This window comes from Mesonia sp. K4-1, assembly GCF_008017825.1.
Classification (GTDB): Bacteria; Bacteroidota; Bacteroidia; order Flavobacteriales; family Flavobacteriaceae; genus Mesonia.
The window spans coordinates 89,877-115,217 of sequence record NZ_VRLS01000043.1 but is presented as its reverse complement, the minus strand read 5'-3'; the positions used below and the strand labels follow the sequence as shown (position 1 = coordinate 115,217).

At 33.5% G+C, this 25,341-nt stretch carries 21 protein-coding genes; 9 read left to right on the top strand and 12 right to left on the bottom strand.

Translation table 11 applies throughout. The features are described 5' to 3' along the window. Positions 1-18 precede the first annotated feature (18 nt). From FT986_RS07480 to FT986_RS07445, 8 genes are all read left to right on the top strand, one after another. The gene (locus tag FT986_RS07480; RefSeq protein ID WP_147864559.1) at positions 19-957 is read left to right on the top strand and encodes a mevalonate kinase; all 939 of its coding nucleotides are present in this window, start codon (positions 19-21) and stop codon (positions 955-957) included. 10 nt (positions 958-967) lie between these two features. Next, a complete protein-coding gene (locus FT986_RS07475) occupies positions 968-1,876 on the top strand; it encodes a geranylgeranylglycerol-phosphate geranylgeranyltransferase (protein ID WP_147864558.1) in 909 nt (302 codons plus the stop codon). 60 nt (positions 1,877-1,936) lie between these two features. Continuing rightward, positions 1,937-2,767 carry a pseudouridine synthase gene (locus tag FT986_RS07470; RefSeq protein ID WP_370451150.1) on the top strand — a complete coding sequence of 277 codons (831 nt, stop codon included), beginning with the start codon at positions 1,937-1,939 and terminating at the stop codon, positions 2,765-2,767. Between the two features lie 367 nt (positions 2,768-3,134). Then, positions 3,135-4,535: an arginine decarboxylase gene (locus FT986_RS07465; RefSeq protein ID WP_147864557.1), complete on the top strand. Its 1,401-nt coding sequence runs from the start codon at positions 3,135-3,137 to the stop codon at positions 4,533-4,535. Continuing rightward, complete coding sequence (gene speB / locus FT986_RS07460; RefSeq protein WP_111541309.1) at positions 4,525-5,403, top strand: agmatinase; 879 nt, start codon at positions 4,525-4,527, stop codon at positions 5,401-5,403. Before FT986_RS07465 ends, speB begins: the two co-directional genes overlap by 11 nt. Continuing rightward, complete coding sequence (locus tag FT986_RS07455; protein WP_147864556.1) at positions 5,393-6,367, top strand: deoxyhypusine synthase family protein; 975 nt, start codon at positions 5,393-5,395, stop codon at positions 6,365-6,367. Before speB ends, FT986_RS07455 begins: the two co-directional genes overlap by 11 nt. Before the next feature lie 211 nt (positions 6,368-6,578). After that, positions 6,579-8,108 (top strand): carbon-nitrogen hydrolase family protein, encoded by a 1,530-nt coding sequence (locus FT986_RS07450; RefSeq protein ID WP_147864555.1) that lies wholly within the window; start codon positions 6,579-6,581, stop codon positions 8,106-8,108. Between the two features lie 66 nt (positions 8,109-8,174). Next, positions 8,175-8,813 carry a lipid-A-disaccharide synthase N-terminal domain-containing protein gene (locus FT986_RS07445; RefSeq protein WP_147864554.1) on the top strand — a complete coding sequence of 213 codons (639 nt, stop codon included), beginning with the start codon at positions 8,175-8,177 and terminating at the stop codon, positions 8,811-8,813. On the opposite strand, the gene FT986_RS07440 is transcribed toward FT986_RS07445, so the two are convergent. The 12 genes from FT986_RS07440 to purH form a co-directional block, all read right to left on the bottom strand. Next, entirely contained in the window at positions 8,761-10,155 is a 1,395-nt protein-coding gene (locus FT986_RS07440) for a glycosyltransferase 87 family protein (protein WP_147864553.1), read from the bottom strand. The two genes, FT986_RS07445 and FT986_RS07440, sit on opposite strands and share 53 nt — an antisense overlap. Next, on the bottom strand, positions 10,155-11,633 hold the full coding sequence (locus tag FT986_RS07435; RefSeq protein ID WP_147864552.1) for a cellulose synthase family protein: 1,479 nt from the start codon (positions 11,631-11,633) through the stop codon (positions 10,155-10,157). The genes FT986_RS07440 and FT986_RS07435 overlap by 1 nt, the downstream gene beginning before the upstream one ends. Next, entirely contained in the window at positions 11,630-12,325 is a 696-nt protein-coding gene (locus FT986_RS07430; protein ID WP_147864551.1) for a glycosyltransferase family 2 protein, read from the bottom strand. Before FT986_RS07430 ends, FT986_RS07435 begins: the two co-directional genes overlap by 4 nt. Then, the gene (locus FT986_RS07425) at positions 12,325-13,914 is read right to left on the bottom strand and encodes a 4Fe-4S dicluster domain-containing protein (protein ID WP_147864550.1); all 1,590 of its coding nucleotides are present in this window, start codon (positions 13,912-13,914) and stop codon (positions 12,325-12,327) included. The genes FT986_RS07430 and FT986_RS07425 overlap by 1 nt, the downstream gene beginning before the upstream one ends. A gap of 6 nt (positions 13,915-13,920) precedes the next feature. Beyond that, a complete protein-coding gene (locus FT986_RS07420) occupies positions 13,921-15,213 on the bottom strand; it encodes an NAD(P)/FAD-dependent oxidoreductase (RefSeq protein WP_147864549.1) in 1,293 nt (430 codons plus the stop codon). Positions 15,214-15,241: 28 nt separating this feature from the next. Continuing rightward, positions 15,242-16,297, bottom strand: a complete 1,056-nt coding sequence (gene arsS, locus FT986_RS07415) for an arsenosugar biosynthesis radical SAM (seleno)protein ArsS (RefSeq protein ID WP_147864548.1) — start codon at positions 16,295-16,297, stop codon at positions 15,242-15,244. 43 nt (positions 16,298-16,340) lie between these two features. Then, positions 16,341-16,676, bottom strand: a complete 336-nt coding sequence (locus FT986_RS07410) for an arsenosugar biosynthesis-associated peroxidase-like protein (protein WP_147864547.1) — start codon at positions 16,674-16,676, stop codon at positions 16,341-16,343. Positions 16,677-16,874: 198 nt separating this feature from the next. Beyond that, a complete protein-coding gene (rodA, locus tag FT986_RS07405) occupies positions 16,875-18,128 on the bottom strand; it encodes a rod shape-determining protein RodA (protein WP_147864546.1) in 1,254 nt (417 codons plus the stop codon). Then, positions 18,129-19,991, bottom strand: coding sequence for a penicillin-binding protein 2 (mrdA, locus tag FT986_RS07400; RefSeq protein ID WP_147864545.1), 1,863 nt, complete (start codon positions 19,989-19,991; stop codon positions 18,129-18,131). Between the two features lie 495 nt (positions 19,992-20,486). Continuing rightward, positions 20,487-21,305: a rod shape-determining protein MreC gene (mreC, locus tag FT986_RS07390; protein ID WP_147864543.1), complete on the bottom strand. Its 819-nt coding sequence runs from the start codon at positions 21,303-21,305 to the stop codon at positions 20,487-20,489. 15 nt (positions 21,306-21,320) lie between these two features. Next, complete coding sequence (locus FT986_RS07385; protein WP_111541294.1) at positions 21,321-22,349, bottom strand: rod shape-determining protein; 1,029 nt, start codon at positions 22,347-22,349, stop codon at positions 21,321-21,323. A 47-nt stretch (positions 22,350-22,396) separates the two neighbouring features. Next, positions 22,397-23,929, bottom strand: a complete 1,533-nt coding sequence (gene purH, locus FT986_RS07380; protein WP_147864542.1) for a bifunctional phosphoribosylaminoimidazolecarboxamide formyltransferase/IMP cyclohydrolase — start codon at positions 23,927-23,929, stop codon at positions 22,397-22,399. A 149-nt stretch (positions 23,930-24,078) separates the two neighbouring features. Between purH and FT986_RS07375 the strand changes: the two genes are divergently transcribed. Further along, positions 24,079-25,335: an ABC transporter permease gene (locus tag FT986_RS07375; protein WP_147864541.1), complete on the top strand. Its 1,257-nt coding sequence runs from the start codon at positions 24,079-24,081 to the stop codon at positions 25,333-25,335. Positions 25,336-25,341 lie beyond the last annotated feature (6 nt).

The window sequence follows — 25,341 nt, the reverse complement described above, 5'->3', positions numbered from 1 at the left end:
AAGCATTAAATCGATACTATGAAAGGACCACTATTTTATTCAAAGATTTTATTATTTGGTGAATACGGTATTATAAAAGATTCAAAAGGTTTATCAATTCCTTATAATTTTTATAACGGAGCTTTAAAAACTAGTGATTCCCTTAGCGGACAGCATTTAAAATCCAATCAAAATTTAAATCGATTTGCAGCATACCTAAAAGATTTAGCTATAGAAAAACCTAACTTGGTTACTTTTGATTTTGGAGCTTTAGAAAAAGATATCGAAGAAGGAATGTATTTTGACAGTAGTATCCCTCAAGGTTATGGTGTGGGGAGTAGTGGCGCATTAGTTGCTGCGATCTATGAAAAATACGCAAAAGAAAAAATTACGGTTTTAGAAAGTTTAACCCGCGAAAAACTTTTAAGCTTAAAAACTATTTTCGGAGAAATGGAATCATTTTTTCACGGTAAATCTTCTGGATTAGATCCTTTAAATAGTTACTTAAGTTTACCTATTCTTATTAATTCTAAAGATCATATTGAAGCTGCTGGTATTCCTTCCCAAGCAACAAACGGTAAAGGTGCTGTATTTCTATTGGACAGTGGTATTGTAGGAGAAACTGCTCCTATGGTAAATATCTTTATGGAAAATATGAAGCAAGAAGGCTTTAGGCAAATGCTCAAAAATAAATTTGTAAAACATACCGATGCTTGTGTAGACGATTTCTTAAAAGGTGATGTAAAATCTCTTTTCGGAAATATTAAACAACTTTCTCACGTGGTTTTAGATAATTTTAAACCTATGATTCCTAAGCAATTTCATAAGCTTTGGAAAGAAGGAATTGATACCAATGCCTATTACTTAAAACTATGTGGTTCTGGTGGCGGTGGCTATATTTTAGGGTTTACCGAAGATTTAGAAAAAGCCCAAAAAGCTCTAAAGAATTACAAATTAGAAGTAGTCTACAATTTTTAAAATACAATAAATGTCTTCGCAAAAGAGCAAGCATCTGCTGCTAAAATTAGCAAGTTTGTTCTCTGTAGTTAGAGGCTATAATATTTTAGTTATTATAGCGGCTCAATACCTTACCTCTATTTATATTTTAGCGCCAGATAAACCACTAGGCAAAGTCTTATTTGATGTTAATTTGTTTATTATTGTTTTTGCTTCCGCATTAGCGATTGCATCGGGATATATTATTAATAATTTTTACGATACCGAAAAAGACTTAATTAACAGACCGCAAAAAACTTTCTTAGATAATTATATCAGTCAGAAAACTAAACTTTCGGTTTACTTTACACTCAATTTTTTATCGGTTATACTAGCTAGTTATGTTTCCTTTAAGGCGGTATTGTTCTTTTCGGTGTATATTTTTTTCTTATGGTTTTACTCTCACAAGCTCAAAAAATATCCTTTTATAGGTAATTTAACGGCTTCTATTCTTGCTGTAGCACCATTTTTTGTTGTATTCGTTTTCTATCTAAATTTTGATCTAATTATTTTCATTCATGCCACCTACTTATTTTTAATTATATCTATAAGGGAGTTAGTAAAAGATTTAGAGAATTTAAAAGGAGACTTTACGCAAGAATATCATACTATTCCAGTAGTGTATGGAGCTAGGTTTACAAAAAAAATTGCCACTGCATTAGTCATGCTTACCTATATACCTACTCTACTTCTCTTGTTTAGAGATTTTCATATAGGTTATATGTATTATTACTTTTTAATAGCTTACTTTTTACTCATTACCTTTCTCTTTTTTTTATGGAAATCTACTTCTAAACTTCAATATACACTTTTGCATAACTTGCTAAAACTTATTATTGTATTGGGTGTTTTTAGTATTTTATTACTTGATATCGACATAGTTCTTAACAGAATTTTTTAAGAAAAATAAATAGTACGATAATCATTTATTTATATTGTACCTTTGCAAAAAATTACCATTATGGGCAACTCAAGAAATACAGGAAAAGGAAATATGAAGAAGAAGGATAAGCCTTTTAATAAAGACAGAAAATCTGCTCCAAAAAATAAAGTAAAAGTAGATCAACAAGTTAAAGATCCTCAAGCAGGAATGCGTCTTAATAAATACATTGCTAATGCGGGAGTTTGTTCTCGTAGAGATGCAGATATATACATCTCTGCAGGAAGTGTACGTGTAAACGGAGATGTCATTACAGAAATGGGCTATAAAGTTAAACTTACTGATGAAGTTAAATTTGACGGAAGAAAAATTACTCCTGAGCGTAAAGAGTATGTACTACTTAATAAACCAAGTGGTTTTTACGTTACCGGAAGCTTAGAAAGAAACAACCGTACTGTTATGGATTTGGTTGCCGGAGCCTCAAAATCTAAACTGAGTCCAGTAGGAAAATTAGATACCAGTAGCATGGGACTATTATTGTTTACTAACGATGGCACTATGGCTAAAAATTTATCGAGTCCCAAACAAGGTATTAGACAGCTGTACCATGTGGAACTTAATAAGAACTTAGACCAAATCGATTTAGAGAAAATTAGAGAAGGTATCACCTTAGAAGATGGTAGTCTAAAGGTAGATGACATTAGCTATGTAGATAATCAACCTAAGAGACAAGTGGGCATCGAACTTAAAAGTACTCGCCAACACATTGTACAGCGTTTATTCAAGAAATTAGGCTATGAAATCGTAAAATTAGACCGCGTAGTTTACGGAGGCTTAACTAAGAAAGATTTACCTAGAGGAAATTATCGTCACTTAACTAAACAAGAAGTGATTAATTTAGGAATGATATAATTATCAATACCTTAAACGTATTAAGAGCCTTTTATAAGGCTCTTTTTTTATGCTAAAATTTAACATTTAGCCTATTCCACAGTAATAAAAAATTGATTTTATTTGTTTCGAATTTAACAGATTTAATTGAACTCTCTTTCAAATTTCGGATTGTTAAAAAACGGGAAGTTTTTTATAACAATAGTTTACAAGGTAAGCAACCGGTTTTTTAAGTTTACTTCCTCTGCAACACTTACTTTCTTCCAGAAGTTAGCTTTTAAGCCAACCTCTAAACTTCAAATTTTACTTTAATTTAAGCTTCATTTATAAATTTATATTTACCTTTTACAGGTATTTCAAGTAATGCTTAATATTTTAAAAACTCATAATGAATACAAAGTATATTGACCTTATAAGTCAAACCTACTATTTCCCTCAAGAGGAATTTAAGTTAAAAGATAATAACTTAGAATTTCACGACATTAACTTAATGGAATTGATCAAAGAATATGGCGCTCCATTAAAGTTTACCTATTTACCTAAAATATCAGAGAATATTCAACGAGCTAAAGGCTGGTTTAATAACGCCATCGAAAAGAATAATTATAAGGGTAATTATAACTATTGCTATTGTACAAAGAGTTCCCACTTTCAGCATGTCTTAGATGAAGCTCTTACCAACGATATTCATATTGAAACATCATCTGCTTTTGATATTGATATTGTTGAGAAAATGATGAAAAAGGGCAAGATCAATAAAGATACCTTTATCATTTGCAATGGTTTTAAACGTGCTCAATACGTTTCTAACATCGCAAGACTAATCAATAATGGGCATTCTAACTGTATTCCTATTATTGATAATTATGAAGAAATAGATTTACTTTCGGAAGAAGTAAAAGACGATTTTAAAATCGGAATTCGTATTGCTTCAGAAGAAGAACCAAAATTCGAGTTTTACACTTCAAGGTTAGGAATCGGTTACCGCAATATTGTTCCATTTTACGAAGATCAAATTAAGAATAATGAGAAAGTAGAGCTTAAAATGCTTCATTTCTTCATCAATACTGGTATTCGTGATACTGCCTATTATTGGAACGAACTCGTAAAATGTTTAAAAGTGTATGTTCGATTAAAAAAAATCTGCCCAACACTTGACAGCCTTAATATTGGCGGTGGTTTTCCTATAAAAAACTCTCTGCACTTTGAGTATGATTATCAATATATGATTGATGAGATTATTAATCAAATTAATAATTTCTGTGAAGAAGCAGAAGTTCCTGTTCCTAATATTTTTACTGAATTTGGTAGCTTTACGGTAGGTGAAAGCGGCGGAGCTATTTATGAGGTGCTTTACCAAAAGCAACAAAATGATCGTGAAAAATGGAATATGATCAATTCTTCTTTCATCACTACTCTACCAGATACTTGGGCCATCAATAAGCGTTTTATTATGTTGGCTATAAACCGATGGGAAGATGAGTATGAAAGGGTTTTACTAGGCGGTTTAACTTGCGATAGCGATGATTATTATAATAGTGAACAGCATATGAACGCTATTTATTTACCCAAATACAAAAAAGAAAAACCTCTTTATATAGGCTTCTTTAATACGGGAGCTTACCAAGAAAGTATTGGAGGCTTTGGAGGATTACAGCACTGTCTTATTCCTAGCCCTAAACATATTTTAATCGATAAAGATAAAGATGGCAACATCACCACAAAATTATTTAGCAACCAACAAAAAAGTGAAGACTTACTTAAAATTTTAGGCTACGATGACAACTAAAAAAAATTATGCTGGCATTCCAGACAAATATGCTCGTTTAGATGAAGCAAAAGTGGTATTAATTCCGGTTCCTTACGATGGGACTAGCACCTGGCAAAAGGGAGCAGACAAAGGTCCGCAAGCTTTTCTAGATGCTTCAGAAAATATGGAATTATACGATATTGAAACACGATCTGAGGTTTACAAAAAAGGAGTTTATTTAACTCCTCCTGTTACCGAAAATACTTCACCAGAAAAGATGGTAGAAGCAGTGCATAAAACCACTAAAAACTACATTAAGCAAGACAAATTTGTTACTCTTTTTGGAGGCGAACATTCTATTTCTATTGGTAGTATTAGAGCTTTTAATGAGGCTTTCCCAGATTTAACGGTGGTACAAATAGATGCTCATGCAGACCTTCGCAAAGAATACGAAGGCTCTTCTTGCAATCACGCTTGTGCGGTTCACGAAGCGAGTAAAACCACCAATCTTATTCAGGTAGGTATTCGTTCTATGGATGGAGAAGAATTGGAGTATATGGATGAAAACCAAGTCTATTTCGCTCACGATCTATATGAGGACTGGATGGATGATGCCATTGGACAAATGACACCTAATGTTTTTCTAACGATAGACTTAGATGCATTTGATCCTTCTATTATGCCAAGTACAGGAACTCCAGAACCAGGCGGACTTTTTTGGTATGAAACCTTAGAGTTTTTAAAACTTATCTTTAAAAAGAAAAATGTAGTAGGTTTTGATATTGTAGAACTTTGTCCTAATAAAGAAGAGAAATCTTCAGATTTTTTAGCCGCAAAACTTTATTACAAAATGCTGAGCTACAAATTTAAATACGAAAACCATAACGAAAATGACGATGAAGAATAAAGGAGCCATATCTCAATTTATAGAAAAATATTACTTGCACTTTAATGCTGCAAGTGTTGTAGATGCTGCAAAAGCTTACGAAGATCAACTTAACGGAGGTGCAAAAATGTTAGTTTCTCTAGCAGGAGCTATGAGTACTGCAGAACTAGGTAAAATATTTGCAGAAATGATTCGCCAAGATAAAGTGCAAATCATCTCTTGTACAGGAGCTAACTTAGAAGAAGATATTATGAATTTAGTAGCGCACAGTCACTACAAAAGAATTCCTAATTATCGCGATTTAACTCCTAAAGAAGAATGGGATTTATTAGAAAAGGGACTTAATAGAGTTACCGATACTTGTATTCCCGAAGAGGAAGCTTTTAGAAGATTACAAAAACATATTGTAAAAATCTGGAAAGATGCAGAAGCAAGTGGCGAACGTTATTTCCCACATGAGTATATGTATAAATTACTATTAAGTGGTGTTCTTGAAGAATATTATGAAATAGACCTTAAAGATTCTTGGATGTACGCTGCCGCGGAAAAAAACTTACCTATTGTCGTTCCAGGGTGGGAAGACAGCACTATGGGAAACATTTTTGCCAGCTATGTTATGAAAGGAGAGTTAAAAGCTAGCACAGTAAAATCTGGAATAGAATACATGACTTTCCTAGCAGATTGGTACACTGATAATTCTAAAAACGGAATTGGTTTCTTCCAAATTGGAGGTGGTATTGCAGGAGATTTTCCTATTTGCGTAGTTCCTATGCTTTACCAAGATATGGAAAGAACAGACACTCCGTTTTGGAGCTATTTCTGTCAGATTTCAGATTCTACTACCAGTTACGGATCGTACTCAGGAGCTGTACCTAATGAAAAAATTACTTGGGGAAAATTAGATTTAGACACTCCTAAGTTTATTATAGAAAGTGATGCTACCATTGTAGCTCCACTTATTTTTGCTTATTTATTAAATATGTAGCACAAGCTAAAATTAAAAAAGCGGAGTAATTTAAAAATGATTTTTTTTACGTTGCTCCGCTTTCTTGTATAACAATATTTATAAGAAAAGCTTTTTTGCGCTAGGGATTAAGGCGATTGTTGAAGCTCTTTAATTTTTGCCTCAGCAAAACTTAAAAGCGACTGCCGAAAGCCCGACCCTTGGGTAGCGCCCAAATAAATAAAATTCAACTATGGATAAAATAGAAAACATTGAGTTAAAATACCTCACCATCGAGGATTTTGAAGAATTAAAAGAAGCTACGGTTTCCTCTTATGGCTCGATGCCTAACTCGTACTGGAAGTTAGATGAAATTGGGCAATTGATTTCACTTTTTCCTGAAGGGCAAATTGTAATTAAAATTAATGGAGATATTGCAGGGTGCGCTCTTTCTATGATTGTAGAATTAGACGATGTAGAAGATCATCATACCTATCAAGATATTGTAGGAGGTGATAATTTTAAAGTTCACGACAAGAATGGAGATACCCTTTACGGAATTGATGTTTTTATTAAACCTGAATATCGTGGTTTACGCTTGGGAAGAAGATTATATGACTACCGAAAAGAGGTTTGTGAAAGCCTTAATTTAAAAGGAATCGTATTTGGCGGTAGGATCCCTAATTACCATAAATTTGCAAAAGAACTTACCCCAAAGCAGTATATTGATAAAGTAAAAGCAAAAGAAATACACGATCCTGTACTCAACTTTCAGCTTTCTAATGATTTTCACCCTGTACGTGTTTTAAAAGGATATTTAGAAGGCGATAAAGCTTCGGGAGAATATGCTGTGTTGATGGAATGGGATAATATTTATTATACTAAACCCACAAAAAAGCCATCGGCGAATAAGAGTGTGGTACGATTAGGTTTAATTCAGTGGCAAATGCGTTCTTACAAAGACATGGATGATTTAATGCAACAAGCTGAATATTTTATTGATAGTCTTGCAGGTTATCGATCTGATTTTGCTTTGTTTCCAGAGTTTTTCAATGCGCCGCTCATGGCAAAATACAATCACCTTTCTGAACCCGATGCGATTCGAGAGTTAGCAAGTTACACCGAGACTGTAAAAGAAAAACTATCTGAACTTTCGATCTCTTATAACATTAATATCATTTCGGGAAGTATGCCTGAAATCATTAATGGCCGCCTTTACAACGTGGGTTATTTGTGCAAAAGAGACGGAAGCGTTGAACGCTATGAAAAAATACATGTCACACCAGATGAAGCTAAAATTTGGGGAATGCAACGCGGTAACGAACTAAAAACATTCGACACCGATTGTGGTAAAATAGGTATTCTTATTTGTTACGATGTAGAATTTCCAGAGCTTTCTCGTTTGTTATCTGATGAAGGAATGGACATTCTATTTGTCCCTTTCCTAACTGATACTCAAAATGGCTATTCTCGTGTGCGCCTTTGTGCACAAGCCAGAGCTGTTGAGAATGAATGCTATGTTGCCATCGCTGGTAGTGTTGGTAATTTACCTAATGTTCATAACATGGATATTCAATATGCACAATCGGCGGTATTTACGCCTTGTGATTTTTCTTTTCCGTCTAACGGAATAAAAGCAGAAGCTACACCCAATACAGAAATGATTTTGGTGGCCGATGTAGATGTAGATTTATTACGAGAACTACATACCTTTGGTAGTGTTCACAATTTAAAAGATCGCAGACCCGACGTTTATCAACTCAAGCGAACGAAAAAGTCTTAAGCTTTTACCAAATACCAGACTCGCTTAAATAAATTTTGTTTTATTTGCGAGTCTATTTCTTTATTTATGCACGATTGGATTATCTACAGTATTGGTTTTACCGCGCAAATTCTATTTGCTTCTCGAATTATTATTCAATGGTTTCAATCTGAAAAAGCTAAAAAATTAAAAACTCCAGTCATCTTTTGGAAGCTTAGTTTAATAGCCGCCATTATTTTCTTCTTCTATGGATATTTACGTCGGGATTTTTCAATAATGCTCGGGCAAGCGATTATCTATTTTGTTTTTATACGTAATCTTATTCTTCAAAAAGAATGGAAACCTTCGTCATTTATTTTTAAATTTATTGTGATCGGTTTTCCTTTTTTTGCGGTTTGGTACGGCATTTTTGGTGCTGATATTGATTACAACCTTATGTTTTCTCAGCAAGAAAATAATGGAATTAGTACCTGGCTACTTATAACAGGAATTGTCGGTCAGCTGGTATACACGTTCAGGTTTATTTACCAATGGGTATATTCTGAAAATAAGAAAAAATCTAGTTTGCCTTTAGGTTTTTGGTGGCTAAGTTTAGTAGGATCAGCTATTGTTTTGGTGTACGCTATTTATAGAGAAGATCCTGTACTTTTAGCCTCGCATTTGGGCGGATCTATTATCTATGTACGAAATGTTTATATTGGGATAACATCTTCTGCTTCAGAGTAGGAAAAAATTCCGCGAAAGCGAAAATAAAAAGCACCCCATATTCTATAGTGATAAGTACATAATTCTCTTGAAAGCCATCAATAGTATAAGCAGAATAGCTAAAAAAGGCAACAAAGCTCCACAATATTGCAAAACGATAAGGAGTGAAAATACTCAATAATAAAGGGGTTGCGATGTACCACGGATGCACTGTAGTAGACAAGGAAAAGTAGCAAAAACTACCTATAAGCATTGCACTAAATAATTGCTTTACGGAAGTATTTTTTCTAAAAAATGATAATGCTAGAACGGTAATCAATACGAGTATAGGCAATATTTTACCTAAAGTCGCAATCGTGTTCCAGCCGACCAATTGATAGCCTACCCAACGAAAAAGATAATAGACACTCGCATTAAATTCGAACTTTTGAAACCAAAGTCCGATAGTCTGACTGTAATTTTGAATCAGCTCTTGAGATATAAAAGGTAGAAAAGTAATTGCAACGGTAGTAAATACTACTCCATAGTAGAGACTTAGTTTAAAAAAATTCTTTCTCCAGTCAATGCTTTTATCTTTATTGACAAACCATTGAAACAACAAAGGGAGAAAGAGTAAAGGTAAAAGCTTTACGGAAACCGAAATTCCCAATAAAATGGCTGAGATTAACCATTTATTTTTTATCAAAGCATACATAGATGCTAGAAAAAAGAATAACATTACTCCTTCAAAATGGAGATTTCCAGTAAGTTCTATAAGTATAAAAGGATTTAAAAAGTACCAGAATATATGTTTTGGGTCTTTTCCTATTTTTATTAAGATTTTACGCCCTATAAATAAGATTCCAATATCGGCAGCAAGTATTATAATTCTAAAAATGATAATCGATCCTAAAATGGAGGTTTTAGGAAATAAACCTGCAACTCCAAAAATTAATTGATTGATGGGTGGATAATTACTAAAATTTCCCGCGCTTAACGAACCCATTTCTATTGTTAATGTTTCCGCTTGAGCGATATAATTATAGCCATTCAAGAGGTACTCATTTGGCGTGAATAGGTACGGATTTATGAAATTTGCAATTAACCGACCATCCCAAATAAACCGATAAAAATCTTGTGACAAATTGGGCAATGCTCCAATAAAAACCAATCGAAATAATATTCCAACAAACAATAGAAATTTAAAATTGCCATGATTAAATTGAATTAATTTGTAGGTGAGAAAAAATAATGCGGTGTAAATGGTGATAAGCTTAATAAAATCAAACCTCTCTAAATCGTAAGCGAATGATGCATACAAAACCGATATAATGATTGAAAATAGAAGAGGTATTTTATATTTTATGTAAAGTGCTTTCCACATTAATTTCTATATGACAGAGATTTTAAAATCACAAAACCAAAGCCCATAAAAAGCATGGCATGAAAAATAAGCAATCCAAAATCATTCACTTTAAAAGCACTATAAATAGCAAAACCAAAATAAAGTAGGCATATCACTTCAATAACTTGTGCGAAAGAAAACTCTCTTTGCAAGTATTTATTAGCTTTCCACACCTCTTCTTTTTTAGAAATATTAAATTTTGGGGTTCTTATAAATTCAGATTTCTTACCAAAATGACCTTCTAAAACGGCAATAGAATTATGAACAGAAAGCCCTAACGCTACCGAAAAAAATGTAATAAATAAACCTATAAAATTGATGAAATTTTTGAATCCGCTACCGTGAATTTTGGTATAAGTAAGCCAATAACTTATTAAAAAAATAAAAGTACTTATGCTAAAAAAAGCAAGACCGTAAAATAGAAAGTTCCAATTGGGATGATTGGCTTTAATGTAAAGTATGGGTACACTTAAAATAGCTATAGTAAGTACGATTAAAAACATGCTGCTATTTAATAAGTGAAAAAAACTATGAAATTTAGTTTTCCACGATACTTGAGAGTTTTTGAGAACTTGAAAATATAGCTTTTGAAAATTTTCTGCTGCGCCTTTATTCCACCTAAACTGCTGAGATTTAGCAGCACTAATTGCTACGGGTAATTCGGCTGGAGTCTCTACTTCTTCAAGATATTTAAATTTCCAATTTTTAAGCTGTGCTCTATAACTTAAATCTAAATCTTCGGTTAAAGTATCTCCTTCCCAATTCCCAGCATCGAGAATACAATCTTTTCTCCAAACGCCCGCAGTACCATTAAAATTGATAAAATGGTTACCAAAACTCCTTCCTACTTGTTCTAAAATAAAATGAAAGTCTAAAGCAAAAGCTTGAATACGTGTTAAAATGGAATAGTTTCTATTAAGATGCCCCCAACGGGTTTGCACGACCCCAATTTGAGGATCTTTAAAAAATGGAATTGTTTTTAATAACCAATTCTTTTGTGGTAAAAAATCGGAATCAAAAATTGCAATAAACTCCCCTTTTGCATTTATCAATCCTTCTTTTAAAGCTCCAGCTTTAAAACCTGTACGCTTAACTCTAGTTATGTGTTTTATGTCTAAACCTTCTTTTTTTAAACCTTCGATAATTTGTCGTGTTTTCATCAAAGATTCATCTGTAGAGTCATCTAAAACCTGTATTTCTAATTTTTCTCGAGGGTAATCTATACAAGCTATATTTTTTAATAAACGTTCTACCACATACATTTCGTTATATAACGGAAGTTGTATGGTTACTAAAGGAATTTCCTCACAATTGGAGAAGTCATATTGTAAAGCTTTCGCGAATTTTTTTTTAGATTTTATGTAATTAAAATATAAGCCTAATTGTGCTATGGCATATAAAAAAACCAACACTAAGCATAGACCATATATACCTACAAGGGTTAATTCAAAAATCATTTTTTAACACCATATTTAAAAATCCAACCTAAAATTTTAACTCCGGCCATCACCGCTCCTTTTATTGTTCCCGAAACTTTAGACACACCTATTCTATTTCTATATTTTACAGGAATTTCTTGATAAGAAAAGTCTTTTTTTAATGCTTTTAATTGCATTTCTACTGTCCACCCATAGGTTTTATCTTCCATAGCTAGTGCAAGTAGTTTATGATACTTTATGGCTCTAAACGGACCTAAATCTGTGAATTTTGAACCAAATAAAAGTTTCATTAAAAAAGTAGCTAACCAGTTTCCAAAAATTTGAGGGAGGGTCATAGAACCTGCTTCCCGTAGTCGTTTTACTCTAGCTCCAATTACAAAATCTATCTCTTTTTCTACGATAGGCGCTATGAGCTGAGTAAGCTGCTCGGGATAATCGCTATAATCTCCATCTAAGAATACTATAATATCTGGGGCAGTATCTTGTTCGGCAATGAAATTCATTCCTTTGAGACATGCATAACCGTAACCTTTTCGTGGTTCTTTGAGAACAGTAGCACCAGCTTTGGCTGCGTTTTCTTCGGTTTTATCAGTAGAATTGTTACTTATTACAATAACCTCTTCTACATAATCTGGAATATCCTTAATTACTAAACCTATAGATTCTTCCTCATTAAATGCAGGAATAATCACTTTAATTCTTGGGGTCATTATTTGTGATTCACGTAGTTCATTAAATCTACATCATTGCCCAAAAGTACGTCTTTAGGGTTGATTCTTCTGTCAAGGGAATCGTTTTCTAGTTTTAAAACTCCACGCGGACAAACCTCAGCGCAAATTCCGCATCCTACACAAGAAGAACGTACGATGTTTGCTCCTTTTTGAGCATAAGCGCGGACATCTATTCCCATTTCACAATAGGTAGAACAGTTTCCACAAGAAATACATTGTCCGCCATTTACAGTAATTCTAAACTTTGAAAATAAACGCTGTTGAAATCCTAATATAGCTGCCATTGGGCAGCCAAAACGACACCATACTCGATTTCCAAAAATGGGATAAAAACCAGTACCTATAACTCCGCTGAAAATACTTCCGATAAGGAAACCGTAAGTAGATCTAAGTGTTTCTGCTTGAAATAAAAATAAATTATTTCCGCTAAAAAAATGTATTCCAATTAAGCTGGCTATAATAACCATATAACCTATAGCACCGTATTGAGCATCTTTTTCTAATTCTTTACGCTTAAAAATCATTGCCCAAGCAAATACTACGGTTAACAAACCTCCTAGGAGCAACAAGAAAACATCTTTGGTAAGCCAATATTTTTGAGGATCGTATCCTAAATAAGTATATACTACCGCGGTGGTCATTAAAACCACAAAAACCACCACACTATGAACAACCCATCTCTCTACTTTCCAAGCAAATGTGCTTTTATCACTTAAATGCCTAAAAGAATCTCCAGCAGTTTCGGCTAAGCCTCCACAACCACAAACCCAAGAACAATACCAACGTTTACCATATTTGTAGGTAAGGATTGGAGTAATAATAAAGATCGAAGCTACTCCAAAAATAAGTAATGCAACACCTACAGTTCCTGCACTTATAAAATCATCTACACGATACTGTTCAAAATTATAATAATTGAGAGGCCAGATGTTTTTTAGGTCGTAATAAGGAAGTGAAAACCCTTCCCCATTGAGACGAGCCATAAACTCTGGAATTAAAAAAGCAAAAGCAGTCTGGAAAAACATGACAGAAATAGTTCTAAGCTTTTCATAACGACTGTGACGGTATTTCCATAAAAACTTAATTCCGAAAGAAAGTATTGCCAAGGTATAAAGCGTGCCATAAACAAACCATTGGCTCGCAGGATTGCCACTTAACGCTTTACTTAACGGATCAAAAAGTGCAATTAAACCGACGTTATCACCCTCACTTCTAAGTCCTATTAAGGCAGGGAAAAAATATAAAATAACGTAAAAACCTGTAAGTAAAACCCCAAATAGCCAAGCCCATAAGCCTCTACTAGATATAGATTTAAACCAAACCCCATCATTTTTAATTCCCGCTAATTTATTTTTATACGCTGCTGCGGAAAATAAAACTACTCCGCCTCCTATCCCACCTAAAGCAATGGTTAACCAAAGGCTTTTTTGAGGTAAGTGTACTTGAAAAGCTGCTAGAACTAATATAAGTAAACCCAACATCCCTAGGCTTACTGCCACTTTTTGTAAAGTAGAAAGCGCTTTTGGTGGCTGTCCTCCTAAAGCCATTGATTTTTGAGATTGATACATAGGTAATTATATTACTTTTGAATATTGTTCTTGAAAGGAGGATTGAATTTGCTTCTCAAATTTTCTAGAGAATTCTTTATCAAAATTAGCTTCCTTTAAACAGGAAATCACTTCTTCCAGCTTCATTTGTCGAGATAACCAACGATCTATTACTTCATGGCGCATTCTTATTCCAAATGTATTGATACCTAAGAAGGTTTTATCATCTTTAAGATACTGAATATGAATGGCTTTTTCGTGTTGAATATCTTCCCAATAAAAATTTCCTATATGGTTTTCCGCTTTAGCGAGAACTTGACCATAAGTTTGATACTCGATTTCGAAAAATTTAGCAGAATTATACCAATTCCCTGGCTGGTAAGCTGTTTTATTTTCACAAATGGTTTGAGCAACAGTTTCGCCCATCATTCTTCCCACATACCAAACGGCTTCTATACTTTTACGGTGACTTTGAGGTTCTTTTTGTTCGGCACAATCTCCAATAGCATAAACATCTTTAACGTTGGTTTCTAAAAACTTATTCACCAAAATACCTCTATTAGTTTGTATTCCAGAATTTTTCAAGAAATCAATATTGGGTTTTACTCCTGTACAAATCCCGACGAAATCACAGGGTATTTCTCTCCCATCTTTAGTAACAATAGATTGCACCTGATTATTCTTATTGCCAATAATTTTATCGAGTTCGGTTGCTTCTAAGATTTCAATTCCGTTTTTCTGAATATGTCTAGAGATAAATTGTGCTTCTTCTTTAGGAAGTACGCTTCCCCAAAAACCAGCTTCTCGCACCAAAATACTAACTTCTATTTTTCTGGTATGAAGCATTTCGGCTAATTCAACTCCAATTAATCCCCCTCCAATAATTACCGCTTTCTTTATATGTTGGGAGTTTTTTTCTAGCAGTTCTAAGTCTTGCTTGGTGACTAACCCCTGAACGCCGTTTAAATTTTCACCTTCCCAACCTCTAAAAAAAGTTTGAGATCCTGTAGCTAAAATAAGTTGATCGTAATTTATAGTTTCTCCTTCTTTTGTACGGAGTGTTTTATTATCTACGTTAACTTCCTCTACAAAAGCTTGTAGCAATTGAATATTATTTTTTTTCCAGAAATGGTCTTCATAAGGTTTAGTATGTTCAAACTTCATGTGTCCCATATAAATATACATAAGAGCAGTTCGAGAAAAAAAGTACTCGCTTTCGGAAGAGATGATAAGAATTTCCTTATCGGAAAATTTACGAATATGTCGGGCTGCTGTAACACCAGCAATTCCGTTTCCTATAATAACTACTTTTTCTGGCATTTTATCTATTTATGTAAATATATGATTTTTAAGCTACTGAACCTTGACAACTACTTCCTGCACCAGCAGTACATCCGTAGCAGTGTTGCGAGACAATAATATTTCTATCATTTAAAACCTCTTCATTATAATCTGATATATGCTTTACCTTACTGGCTACTTTTAACTCTAACATTTGATTAAAATCACAATCGTAAAGCCACCCATCCCAACTTACCGAAATAGTATTTCTACACATTACATTTTGTACAGCAGCAGGGTTGTAAGCATTTACTAAGTTGTACATATAATCTTCGTAATTTTCTGAAGCAATAAGGTAGTCTAGAAATCTAGCAATAGGAAGGTTTGTTATAGCAAATAAATTATGGAACTGTATGTTAAAATCTTCGTGCAAAGCTTTTTTAAAATCTTTTTCCATTGCAGCTTGATCGCTAGGCAAAAATGCTCCACTTGGATTATAAACTAAATCTAACTTAAGATTGCTACCTGGCATCCCATAACCGCGCTCATTTAACTCTTGAAGAGCTTTTATACTTTTATCAAAAACACCTTCTCCGCGTTGTTTATCTGTTTTTCCACGTGTCCAATGAGGCATCGAAGAAACCACATGAACATTATGTTTTTTAAAGAAATCTGGTAAATCGTAATATTTTTTATTCGCTCTAATAATGGTAAGGTTAGAACGAACAATAAAATCTTTAACCCCTGCTTTTGAAGCCTCTTCTACAAACCACCTAAAATTGGGGTTCATCTCTGGTGCTCCTCCCGTTAAATCTAAAGTATGTGCTCCTGTAGTTTTAATAACTTCTAGACACTGTTGCATAGTCTCTATAGTCATAATCTCTTTACGATCTGGCCCCGCATCTACATGACAATGCTCACACACCTGATTACACATATAACCTAAGTTGAGCTGAAGTATTTCTAATTTTTTGGGGCGTAAAGGGAAATTATTAGTATTAGAAATTTTATCTATAAAAGTAGGTAGTTCTCCATTTTCGAAGATACCACTCGATAAAACTTCCAATTGTTTATTTGCAAGCGCTAGTTTATTGTTTTGTTTTTTAAGGGACTTCGTCGCCATAAAAGTTAAGATTTTAGATTAAAAATAAGTTTTCTCTTCAGTATTAATGAGAAAGCTTATCATATTTCTTCATCATTTGTACACCATGCACTAATGTTGCTCCACTTTCTATTGCAGCTCCTGCGTGTACGGCTTCCATCATTTCTTCTTTTGTAATACCGCGCTGAAGACCATCTTGTGTATATGCATCTATACAATAAGGGCATTTTACAACGTGTGAAACAGCTAAAGCTATAAGAGATTTTTCTCTTGCGCTTAAAGCTCCTTCTTCAAAAACTTTACCATAATAGTCAAAAAACTTCTCCCCTAATTCTTCACTCCAATCTGTGATTTTTCCAAAATTTCTTAAATCTGCTGGATCGTAATAAGTCTTACTCATAATTATCGTTTTAGGTTATCGTTGAATTTAAATATAGATATTAATCGTTAGCCAACCAATAAACTTACGAACAAGAGCGATATTCAGTTTTAATCTACATAAAGAGTATTGAGTATTTAACCCTAACTAATAAGCTATCAACATATAACGAAGTAGTTTCCTAAGCTGATTTTTAGGAGAATAAATTTCCGTAAAGGATTAAAATTGATAGTTTTTTCGGTTACTATCTAATTTCACAAAAATAAAAAGAAGAATGGTAAAACCCCATAGCCCTGAGCCGCCATAACTAAAAAATGGCAACGGAATTCCTACTGTAGGAAATATCCCTAAAACCATGCCTATGTTCACCAAAAAGTGAATGAATAGTATTCCCGCTACGCTGTAGCCATATATTCTACTAAATTGTGATTTTTGTCTTTCGGCTACAAACAAAATACGTATAAAAAGACACATAAATAATACCACTAAAACACTACTTCCTAAAAACCCCCATTCTTCTCCTACAGTACTAAAAATATAATCGGTGTGTTGTTCTGGAACAAAATTACCTTTGGTTTGAGTACCTTGTGTCCATCCTTTCCCTGTCCACCCCCCACTACCAATAGCGATTTCACTTTGATTGGTATTATAACCAATCCCTTTACTATCTACCTCTTTTCCTAATACAATATTAAAGCGGTCTCTATGTCTTTGTTCGAAAACATTTTCGAAGATATAATTAACAGAAAAGGAAAAAAGCATCGCTATAGTAGCTATTAAAAAATAGTAACTTATATATTTTTTTTTCTTATTTCTTCTAAAGAAAAATATGAGAATCCCTAATGCTATTACTGCTAACGAAACCCAAATGGAGCCAATTAAGAGAGTTAAAATAAATATACTAATAAGGGAAGAACCTATGAGTAAGTAAATTCCCGAAATACCTTCCCGGTATAAAGGGAAAAAGAAGGCTAAATATACTAAAGCACTTCCAGGATCTGGTTGTGGAATGATTATTAAAGCAGGCAAAAAAATGATTAAGAAAGCTCCTACCTGGTGTTTAATTAATTTAATATCTGTTTGTATATCACTCAAATATTTCGCTAAAGCAAGAGCTGTAGCAGCTTTAGCAAACTCACTTGGCTGTAAACTAAAAGAACCAAAACTATACCAAGAAGTAGCTCCGGATATGGTCTTACCAAAAACAAATAAACCTAAAAGGGAGAGGAGTGAGGTTATATAAATTACACTTGCGAAACGTTCATAAAATTTGGCTTCAATAGAGAGGATGAAAATGATTAAAAGAACACTTAATCCTATAAATAAAGCTTGTCTTCCGTAGGTTTGACTCATGTCAAAAAACCCATTTGAAGCGTCATTTAGCGAAGCTGAATAGATGTTCATCCATCCAAAACCTACTAAAATTAAGAAGAGTAAAATCGTTATCCAATCTATTTCTGAAGATTTCCCCATTTATTGATTGATTAAAAAAGGTTCTCCGCTAAGGGGTTTTGCATATTCTTCTTCTAAAGAATTATTTAAAATCCAATCTTCCAAATCGGTTCTTGAAATTTCTTCTTTTAAATACTTCTCGATCATCAGACTGGCAATTCTTCCTGCATATCTAGATCCCCAATATCCATTTTCTACTACTACTGCAATAGCGATCTTAGGATTGTTTTTAGGTGCGAAAGCTACAAAAATAGAATGATCTGTTAGTTGAGTTCTCTCTCCGTCAATTTTAGTAAAATTTTCTGCAGTCCCGGTCTTACCACAAATTTCAACTCCTGGTATTTTTAAAAACTTAGCTGTACCATATTCATAAACTCCGAACATACCTTCTATAATCGGCTCAAAGTTTTCTTTGCTAATAGTAGTTTGTTTCTTTTTTGTGAATTTTTCATTTTTGATGGGACTATCATCAATTTCCTTTAAAATGTGCGGAGTATAAAACCATCCTCTATTAGCAATTGCGGCAGTAAAATTAGCCAATTGAATTGGAGTCGCTAAAACCTCTCCCTGTCCTATCGCGTTAGATAATGTATAAGTTGCCGTCCATCTCCCTCCGGGGTACCATTTATTATAATATTCACCATCAGGGATTCTTCCTGGCTGCCCTACGGGTAAATCATTACCTAGGAATCCGCCTAAACCAAAGCTCTCTAAATGTTTGTTCCAAGCATCCATTCCCTTTTCAGAGCTTTCAAATTTCTCTATTATTCTTCTATAAGATTTTGCAAAATAGGTATTACAAGATTGAGCTAAAGCCGGTGTCATAGAAAGCGGACTTGCATGGTGATGACATCCCATTCTAGCGCTTCTTCCATAGCTGAAACCCATATGACAAGAAATCCCTTCTTTAGTATCTATTACATTTTCTTCTAATGCTATTAACCCTGTTAGTGCTTTAAAAGGTGACCCTGGCGGATACATGGCTTGTAGCCCCCTATTTAAAAGAGGTTTACTTATACTATCATACCATAGTTTAGTAAAGTTTTTAGATCGTTTTCTCCCTACTAACAAATCTGGATCGTAAGAGGGAGCGGTGATTAAAGAAAGGATTTCTCCAGATGATGGCTCTATAGCTACAATTCCGCCACGTTTACCTTTCATTAATTTCTCTCCGTATGCTTGTAATTTTGCATCCAGTGTAAGCGTAATGTCTTTTCCTTTTACAGGAAGTGTATCATAAATACCTTCTTTATAAGAGCCTATTTCTCTATTAAAACGATCTTTTTGAGTGTACTTTACCCCTTTTACTCCGCGTAGAACATCTTCATATTGTTTTTCAACTCCAGATCTACCAATCAAATCTCCAGATTTATAATAGGTTAACTCATCTACTTCTGCATTTGTCACTTCAGAAATATAACCTAAAACACTTGCAGAATTGTCTGTCTTATAATCCCGTAAAGATCTTTTTTGAATATAAAAACCTTCATATTTTCGCATTTTTTCCTGCAAATAGGCAAACTCATTTTTAGTTAATTGAGGTACAATTACAGAGGGTAATCTTGGAGAAAATATCTTGGCTTTATCTAGCTGATTTTCTAAACGTTCTTTTGAAATATTGAGTAAACCCGAGAATTCTAAAGTATCAAATGGTTTGATCTCTCTTGGAATAGCCATCACATCATACGACGGCTGATTAGACACTAATAACTCTCCATTTCTATCAAAAATATAACCTCGTTGAGGATAGTCGTAATCTACACTAATTGCATTACTTTCTGAAAGAGCGACAAAAGAAGTATCAACCACTTGCATATAAAACAGCCTACCTATAAAGATAAAACCTGTAATTAATATGATAAATAACGATAGTAATTTTCTCATCTCTTATTTTGCTGAAATATTCCTGAAACAATTAAGATTAAAAGGATAGTGAATATGCTAGAAAACAACGTCTTCTTTAGTATTAAAATTATATAAGATAAGTTAAATATCTCTAAAGAAAAAAGAACTAAATGATGTATAACTACTAACAATGAAATATAAGTGAATCGCTGCGCAAATGGAGTTTGATGAAATTTCACCGTTTGGTGCTCATAACTTATACCAAAAGAAAATCTTAAAAAACTAGGGCGTAAAAAACCAATGAGTACACTTGCCGCAGCATTTATACCTCCGCTATCTTCGAATAAATCTATTGTTAACCCCATTAAAAAACTAAAAAAAATAACTTTATAATGAGTAAGGTTAAGTGGTAACAATAAAATAAACAGGACGTACAAATACGGATTAATAAACCCTAAAAAATTTATATTATTAAGAATAAGAACTTGTATTAAAACAAGAATAACAAATCGAGCAATATTTGAAACCAAAAATTTATTCATTGCTTTCTAAACTTTTAATTTCTTCCTGATTGTTATTTTTAATGAGATACACATAACCAATATTAGTCATGTCATTAAACAATCTTACATTTATATCGTAGTAGTTTTGATTGTTTTTTAATTGATAGTTTTCTACCACGCCTACTGGAATTCCTTTCGGAAATATAAGAGAACGACCTTCAGTATGTATAGTATCTCCTTTTTTTACAGGCGCTAAACGCGGAATTTCTTCTACTTGAACTATATTAGGATCTTTGCCATTCCACTTTAGTGTACCAAAATGATTCGTCTTTTTAAGCTTTACATTAATAGCCGAATTTGTATTTAAAATAGAAATAACCCTTGAATAATTATTACTGGTTTCATCTACTATTCCCACAATTCCTCGGCTAGTAATCACTCCAAAATCGGTAGCGACACTATCATTTTCTCCTTTATTCACCAATAAATAATTATCTAATCTAGAATACCTGTTTGCTATAACTTTTGCTGTGATAAATTTATAAGGTGCATCATAGGAAATCGTATCTAAAAAAACAGAATCTAATTCCTTTTCGGATAAAGCTGCTAAATTCTCTCTTAAAAATTTATTTTCATCTACTAAACGTTCATTATATTCTTTAAGATTAAAATACATATCAATGTTATTAACCCAAGAATAAATACCTCCCGTTAAAAAATTGGCAGAGCTTATAAATTTACTTTTATGGTAAGAATGCGATTGAATGGTAAAAAAAACAGACAGCAGAAATAAAAATAAAAAAAGTAGGGTATTCTTATATTTGATAAGAAAATTGACAATCTGTTGCATACTCTAATCTCTTCCCTATTTAATCAAAACGCCTTTAAATTTAGATATATTTTTTAAGGTAATACCCGTTCCTCGAACTACTGCTCTTAAAGGATCTTCTGCAATATAAACTGGTAAATCTGTTTTTTGAGACAAACGTTTATCTAAACCTCTTAACATAGACCCTCCTCCTGCAAGATAAACCCCAGTATTGTAAATATCTGCTGCTAACTCTGGTGGAGTTTGCGATAAGGTTTCCATAACTGCATCTTCAATACGAAGAATAGATTTATCTAAAGCTTTAGCTATCTCACGATAAGAAATTTCTACTTGTTTTGGTTTTCCAGTAAGCAAATCGCGTCCTTGAACACTCATTTCTTCTGGTGGAACTTCTAAATCTTCAGTCGCTGCTCCTATTTGTATTTTTATTTTCTCTGCAGTACGTTCTCCAACATATAAGTTATGCTGAGTTCGCATATAGTATACGATATCATTAGTAAAGACATCTCCTGCAACTTTTACAGATTTGTCACAAACAATTCCGCCAAGGGCAATAACAGCAATTTCTGTTGTTCCTCCACCTATATCCACAATCATGTTTCCTTTAGGCTGCATAATATCTACACCAATACCTATGGCTGCAGCCATAGGTTCGTGTATTAAATAAACTTCTTTCCCATTTACTCGTTCAGCACTTTCTTTTACCGCTCGCATCTCTACTTCTGTAATTCCAGAAGGAATACAAATAACCATACGTAATGCAGGGGTAAAAATTTTCTTTTTTAAGGCTGGTATTTCTTTAATGAACATTGTAAGCATTTGCTCACTTGCATCAAAATCTGCTATCACCCCATCTTTTAAAGGCCTTATGGTTTTAATATTTTCATGGGTTTTTCCTTGCATCATAGCTGCTTCTTTTCCCGCGGCTATAATTTTTCCGGTTACCCGATTTCTAGCTACAATAGACGGGCTATCGACTACTACTTTATCATTATGAATGACAAGCGTATTTGCCGTACCAAGGTCTATCGCTATTTCTTCTGTTAGAAAATCAAAAAATCCCATAAATTTATAAAAGGTATTGAATTAGGGTGACTTGTAAGTCTATAAAGTTAATGTTTAAAATGACGTGTTCCTGTCATAACCATAGAAATATTATTTTTATTGCAATAATCTATACTTAATTGATCTTTAATTGATCCTCCAGGTTGGATAACCGACGTTATTCCTGCTTTATCTGCAATTTCTACACAATCTGGAAACGGAAAAAAGGCATCGCTTGCCATAACCGCTCCGTTTAAATCAAACTTAAACGATTGTGCTTTTTCAATACTTTGTCTTAAAGCATCTACACGAGAAGTTTGTCCTGTTCCACTAGCGCAAAGTTGTTTACCTTTTACGAGAACAATCGTATTAGATTTGGTATGCTTGCTAATTTTTGATGCAAATAATAAGTCCTCTATTTGGTCTGAAGTAGGTTTTGCATCGGTTACTTCTTTCAGGTTTTCTTGAGTATCGGTTTTTAAGTTTTTATCTTGAACCAAAACACCATTTAAACATGTTCTTACGGTGGTTGAAGGCTGCTCTACTTCTTTCTCAATTAAAATGATACGGTTTTTCTTCCCTTTCAATAATTCTAAAGCATCTTCATGGTAACTCGGCGCAATAACCACCTCGCAAAACAATTGATGAATTTCTTCCGCAGTAGCGAGATCTATAGCAGTATTAGAAATTAAAACACCACCAAATGCCGAAACAGGATCTCCAGCTAAAGCATCTTTGTAAGCTTCTAAAACAGTTGCTCTTTGTGCTAAACCACAAGCATTATTATGCTTTAAAATAGCAAACGTTGGGTTATCATTTTTAAATTCTCCCATTAAATTTACAGCAGCATCTACATCTAGTAAATTATTATAAGAAAGTTCTTTACCATGCAATTGATCAAAGATAGCATCAAAATCTCCGAAGAAATATCCTTTTTGGTGTGGGTTTTCCCCGTATCGTAATTGCTTTCCTTCGGTGATACTTTGCTTGTAAACTACCTCTTCTTCATTTTGATTGAAGTAATTAAAAATTGCAGTATCATAATGAGAAGAAACGTTAAATGCTTTTGCTGCAAAACGTTTTCTATCTTCTAAAGAAACTTCTCCGTTGTTTTTAGAAATCACTTCTAACAAATCTTCGTAGTCATTCATAGAAGACACACAAAGAACATCTTTAAAGTTTTTTGCTGCCGCTCTAATTAATGAAATTCCTCCTATATCGATTTTCTCTATAATTTCCTGCTCAGATGCTCCAGAAGCTACCGTTTTCTCAAAAGGATAAAGGTCTACAATAACAATATCCAATTGTGGGATTTCATACTGCTCCATCTCCTTTACATCACCGTCGTGATCTTGTCTATTTAAAATCCCTCCAAATACTTTTGGGTGTAAGGTTTTAACTCTTCCGCCAAGAATAGAAGGGTAAGAAGTTACATCTTCTACAGGAACTACATCTATTCCTAAGTTTTTAATAAATGTTTCTGTTCCTCCGGTAGAATAAATAGTTACTCCTTGCTCGTTGAGCTTTTTAACGATTGGTTCTAATCCATCTTTATGGAATACCGAAATTAAGGCTGATTTTACAGTTTTTGAATGACTCATGTTGTGTTGTTGTTTCAGGGCACAAAAGTAATATTTTAAGTATAAAACTTAAACACGAATATGGTTTTATTCTTAGAAAGTTGTAACAAAAAAATAAGGAAAACGTCCTATCTTTAAAGCTACCAATTAAATTTTAGCCAAAAGACCTTATGCTAATTTATTTACGGATTATAAAAGAGAGTTTTAATTTTGCTATTAATGCTCTAAAAAACAACAAACTAAGAACGTTTTTATCGCTCTTAGGAGTTACGATTGGTATTTTTTCAATCATTGCGGTTTTAGCGGCCGTAGACTCTTTAGAAAAAGAAGTTAAAGGGAGTTTAAGCACCTTAGATAGCAGCACGATTATTATCATGCGTTTTTCTTTTGGCCCTAGTGAAATTCCCCAATGGAAAAGAGAACAATTTCCCGATGTTTCTTATGCAGAATATCAATACCTTAAAAAAAATATCCCTCAAACCGAAGCGATTACTTATAGTTTAAATGTAAGTCGAGAGACGATAAGTTTTGGAGGGAAACAAGTTGAAGGAGTAGAAATTGGAGCTGTAGGCAGTGAGTATTATGATATCGAAGCCTTAAAATTAGAAGATGGTAGGTTCTTCAATGAAGCTGAAGCCAATAGTGGTTCTCCCGTAATTATTTTAGGAAACGAGATTGCAGAAAATTTATTTGGGCAAGCCATCGCTTCTATAGGAAATAAAGTAAGGCTTTACGGAAGAAAATTTACGGTGATTGGCGTTTTAGAAAAAGAGGGCGCTAGTATGTTTGGACAATCTAAGGATGCCAGTGTTTTTCTACCTGTAAATGTCACCAGAAGAATCTATGGAGATAACAACAAAAGTACCTTTCCACAAATTATTGTAAAACCCGAAAAAGATATTGATAACGCCGAATACATTGCCATTCTAGAACAGCAACTTAGAATTTTTAGAGGCCTTAAACCTAATGAAGTAAGCACTTTTTTTATTAATCAGTTACAAGGTTTTACCGATTTTATAGATAATATTACAGGTCAGCTTAATTTTATGGGAATGATCATTAGTGGCTTCTCTTTACTCGTAGGTGGTTTTGGAATTGCCAATATTATGTTTGTTTCGGTTAAAGAAAGAACCAACCTTATTGGTATACAAAAATCATTGGGAGCTAAAAATAAATTTATCTTACTTCAATTTTTATTTGAAGCTGTTGTGTTGGCTGTTATTGGTGGTTTAGTCGGATTGTTTTTAGTGTGGATCATCACTCTCGTAGCTTCCAGTTTTACAGAAGATTTTAGCTTTGTGCTATCAACTTTCAATATTATTATCGGGATGTCGGTCTCGGCTATTATTGGTTTAATTTCTGGGATTATTCCTGCTATTTCTGCTTCTCGATTAGATCCTGTTGAGGCGATTAGAACAGGAATGTAAATACTT

Coding starts and splice junctions, on each gene's coding strand:
- FT986_RS07410 (WP_147864547.1), bottom strand. CDS start 16,676: ATGAGTAAGACTTATTACGATCCAGCAGATTTAAGAAATTTTGGAAAA.
- FT986_RS07425 (WP_147864550.1), bottom strand. CDS start 13,914: ATGTATCAATCTCAAAAATCAATGGCTTTAGGAGGACAGCCACCAAAA.
- FT986_RS07445 (WP_147864554.1), top strand. CDS start 8,175: ATGCACGATTGGATTATCTACAGTATTGGTTTTACCGCGCAAATTCTA.
- FT986_RS07375 (WP_147864541.1), top strand. CDS start 24,079: ATGCTAATTTATTTACGGATTATAAAAGAGAGTTTTAATTTTGCTATT.
- FT986_RS07455 (WP_147864556.1), top strand. CDS start 5,393: ATGAAGAATAAAGGAGCCATATCTCAATTTATAGAAAAATATTACTTG.
- FT986_RS07480 (WP_147864559.1), top strand. CDS start 19: ATGAAAGGACCACTATTTTATTCAAAGATTTTATTATTTGGTGAATAC.
- purH (WP_147864542.1), bottom strand. CDS start 23,929: ATGAGTCATTCAAAAACTGTAAAATCAGCCTTAATTTCGGTATTCCAT.
- FT986_RS07435 (WP_147864552.1), bottom strand. CDS start 11,633: ATGATTTTTGAATTAACCCTTGTAGGTATATATGGTCTATGCTTAGTG.
- FT986_RS07430 (WP_147864551.1), bottom strand. CDS start 12,325: ATGACCCCAAGAATTAAAGTGATTATTCCTGCATTTAATGAGGAAGAA.
- FT986_RS07385 (WP_111541294.1), bottom strand. CDS start 22,349: ATGGGATTTTTTGATTTTCTAACAGAAGAAATAGCGATAGACCTTGGT.
- FT986_RS07470 (WP_370451150.1), top strand. CDS start 1,937: ATGGGCAACTCAAGAAATACAGGAAAAGGAAATATGAAGAAGAAGGAT.
- speB (WP_111541309.1), top strand. CDS start 4,525: ATGACAACTAAAAAAAATTATGCTGGCATTCCAGACAAATATGCTCGT.
- mrdA (WP_147864545.1), bottom strand. CDS start 19,991: ATGAGAAAATTACTATCGTTATTTATCATATTAATTACAGGTTTTATC.
- arsS (WP_147864548.1), bottom strand. CDS start 16,297: ATGGCGACGAAGTCCCTTAAAAAACAAAACAATAAACTAGCGCTTGCA.
- FT986_RS07420 (WP_147864549.1), bottom strand. CDS start 15,213: ATGCCAGAAAAAGTAGTTATTATAGGAAACGGAATTGCTGGTGTTACA.
- FT986_RS07440 (WP_147864553.1), bottom strand. CDS start 10,155: ATGTGGAAAGCACTTTACATAAAATATAAAATACCTCTTCTATTTTCA.
- FT986_RS07465 (WP_147864557.1), top strand. CDS start 3,135: ATGAATACAAAGTATATTGACCTTATAAGTCAAACCTACTATTTCCCT.
- FT986_RS07450 (WP_147864555.1), top strand. CDS start 6,579: ATGGATAAAATAGAAAACATTGAGTTAAAATACCTCACCATCGAGGAT.
- rodA (WP_147864546.1), bottom strand. CDS start 18,128: ATGGGGAAATCTTCAGAAATAGATTGGATAACGATTTTACTCTTCTTA.
- FT986_RS07475 (WP_147864558.1), top strand. CDS start 968: ATGTCTTCGCAAAAGAGCAAGCATCTGCTGCTAAAATTAGCAAGTTTG.
- mreC (WP_147864543.1), bottom strand. CDS start 21,305: ATGCAACAGATTGTCAATTTTCTTATCAAATATAAGAATACCCTACTT.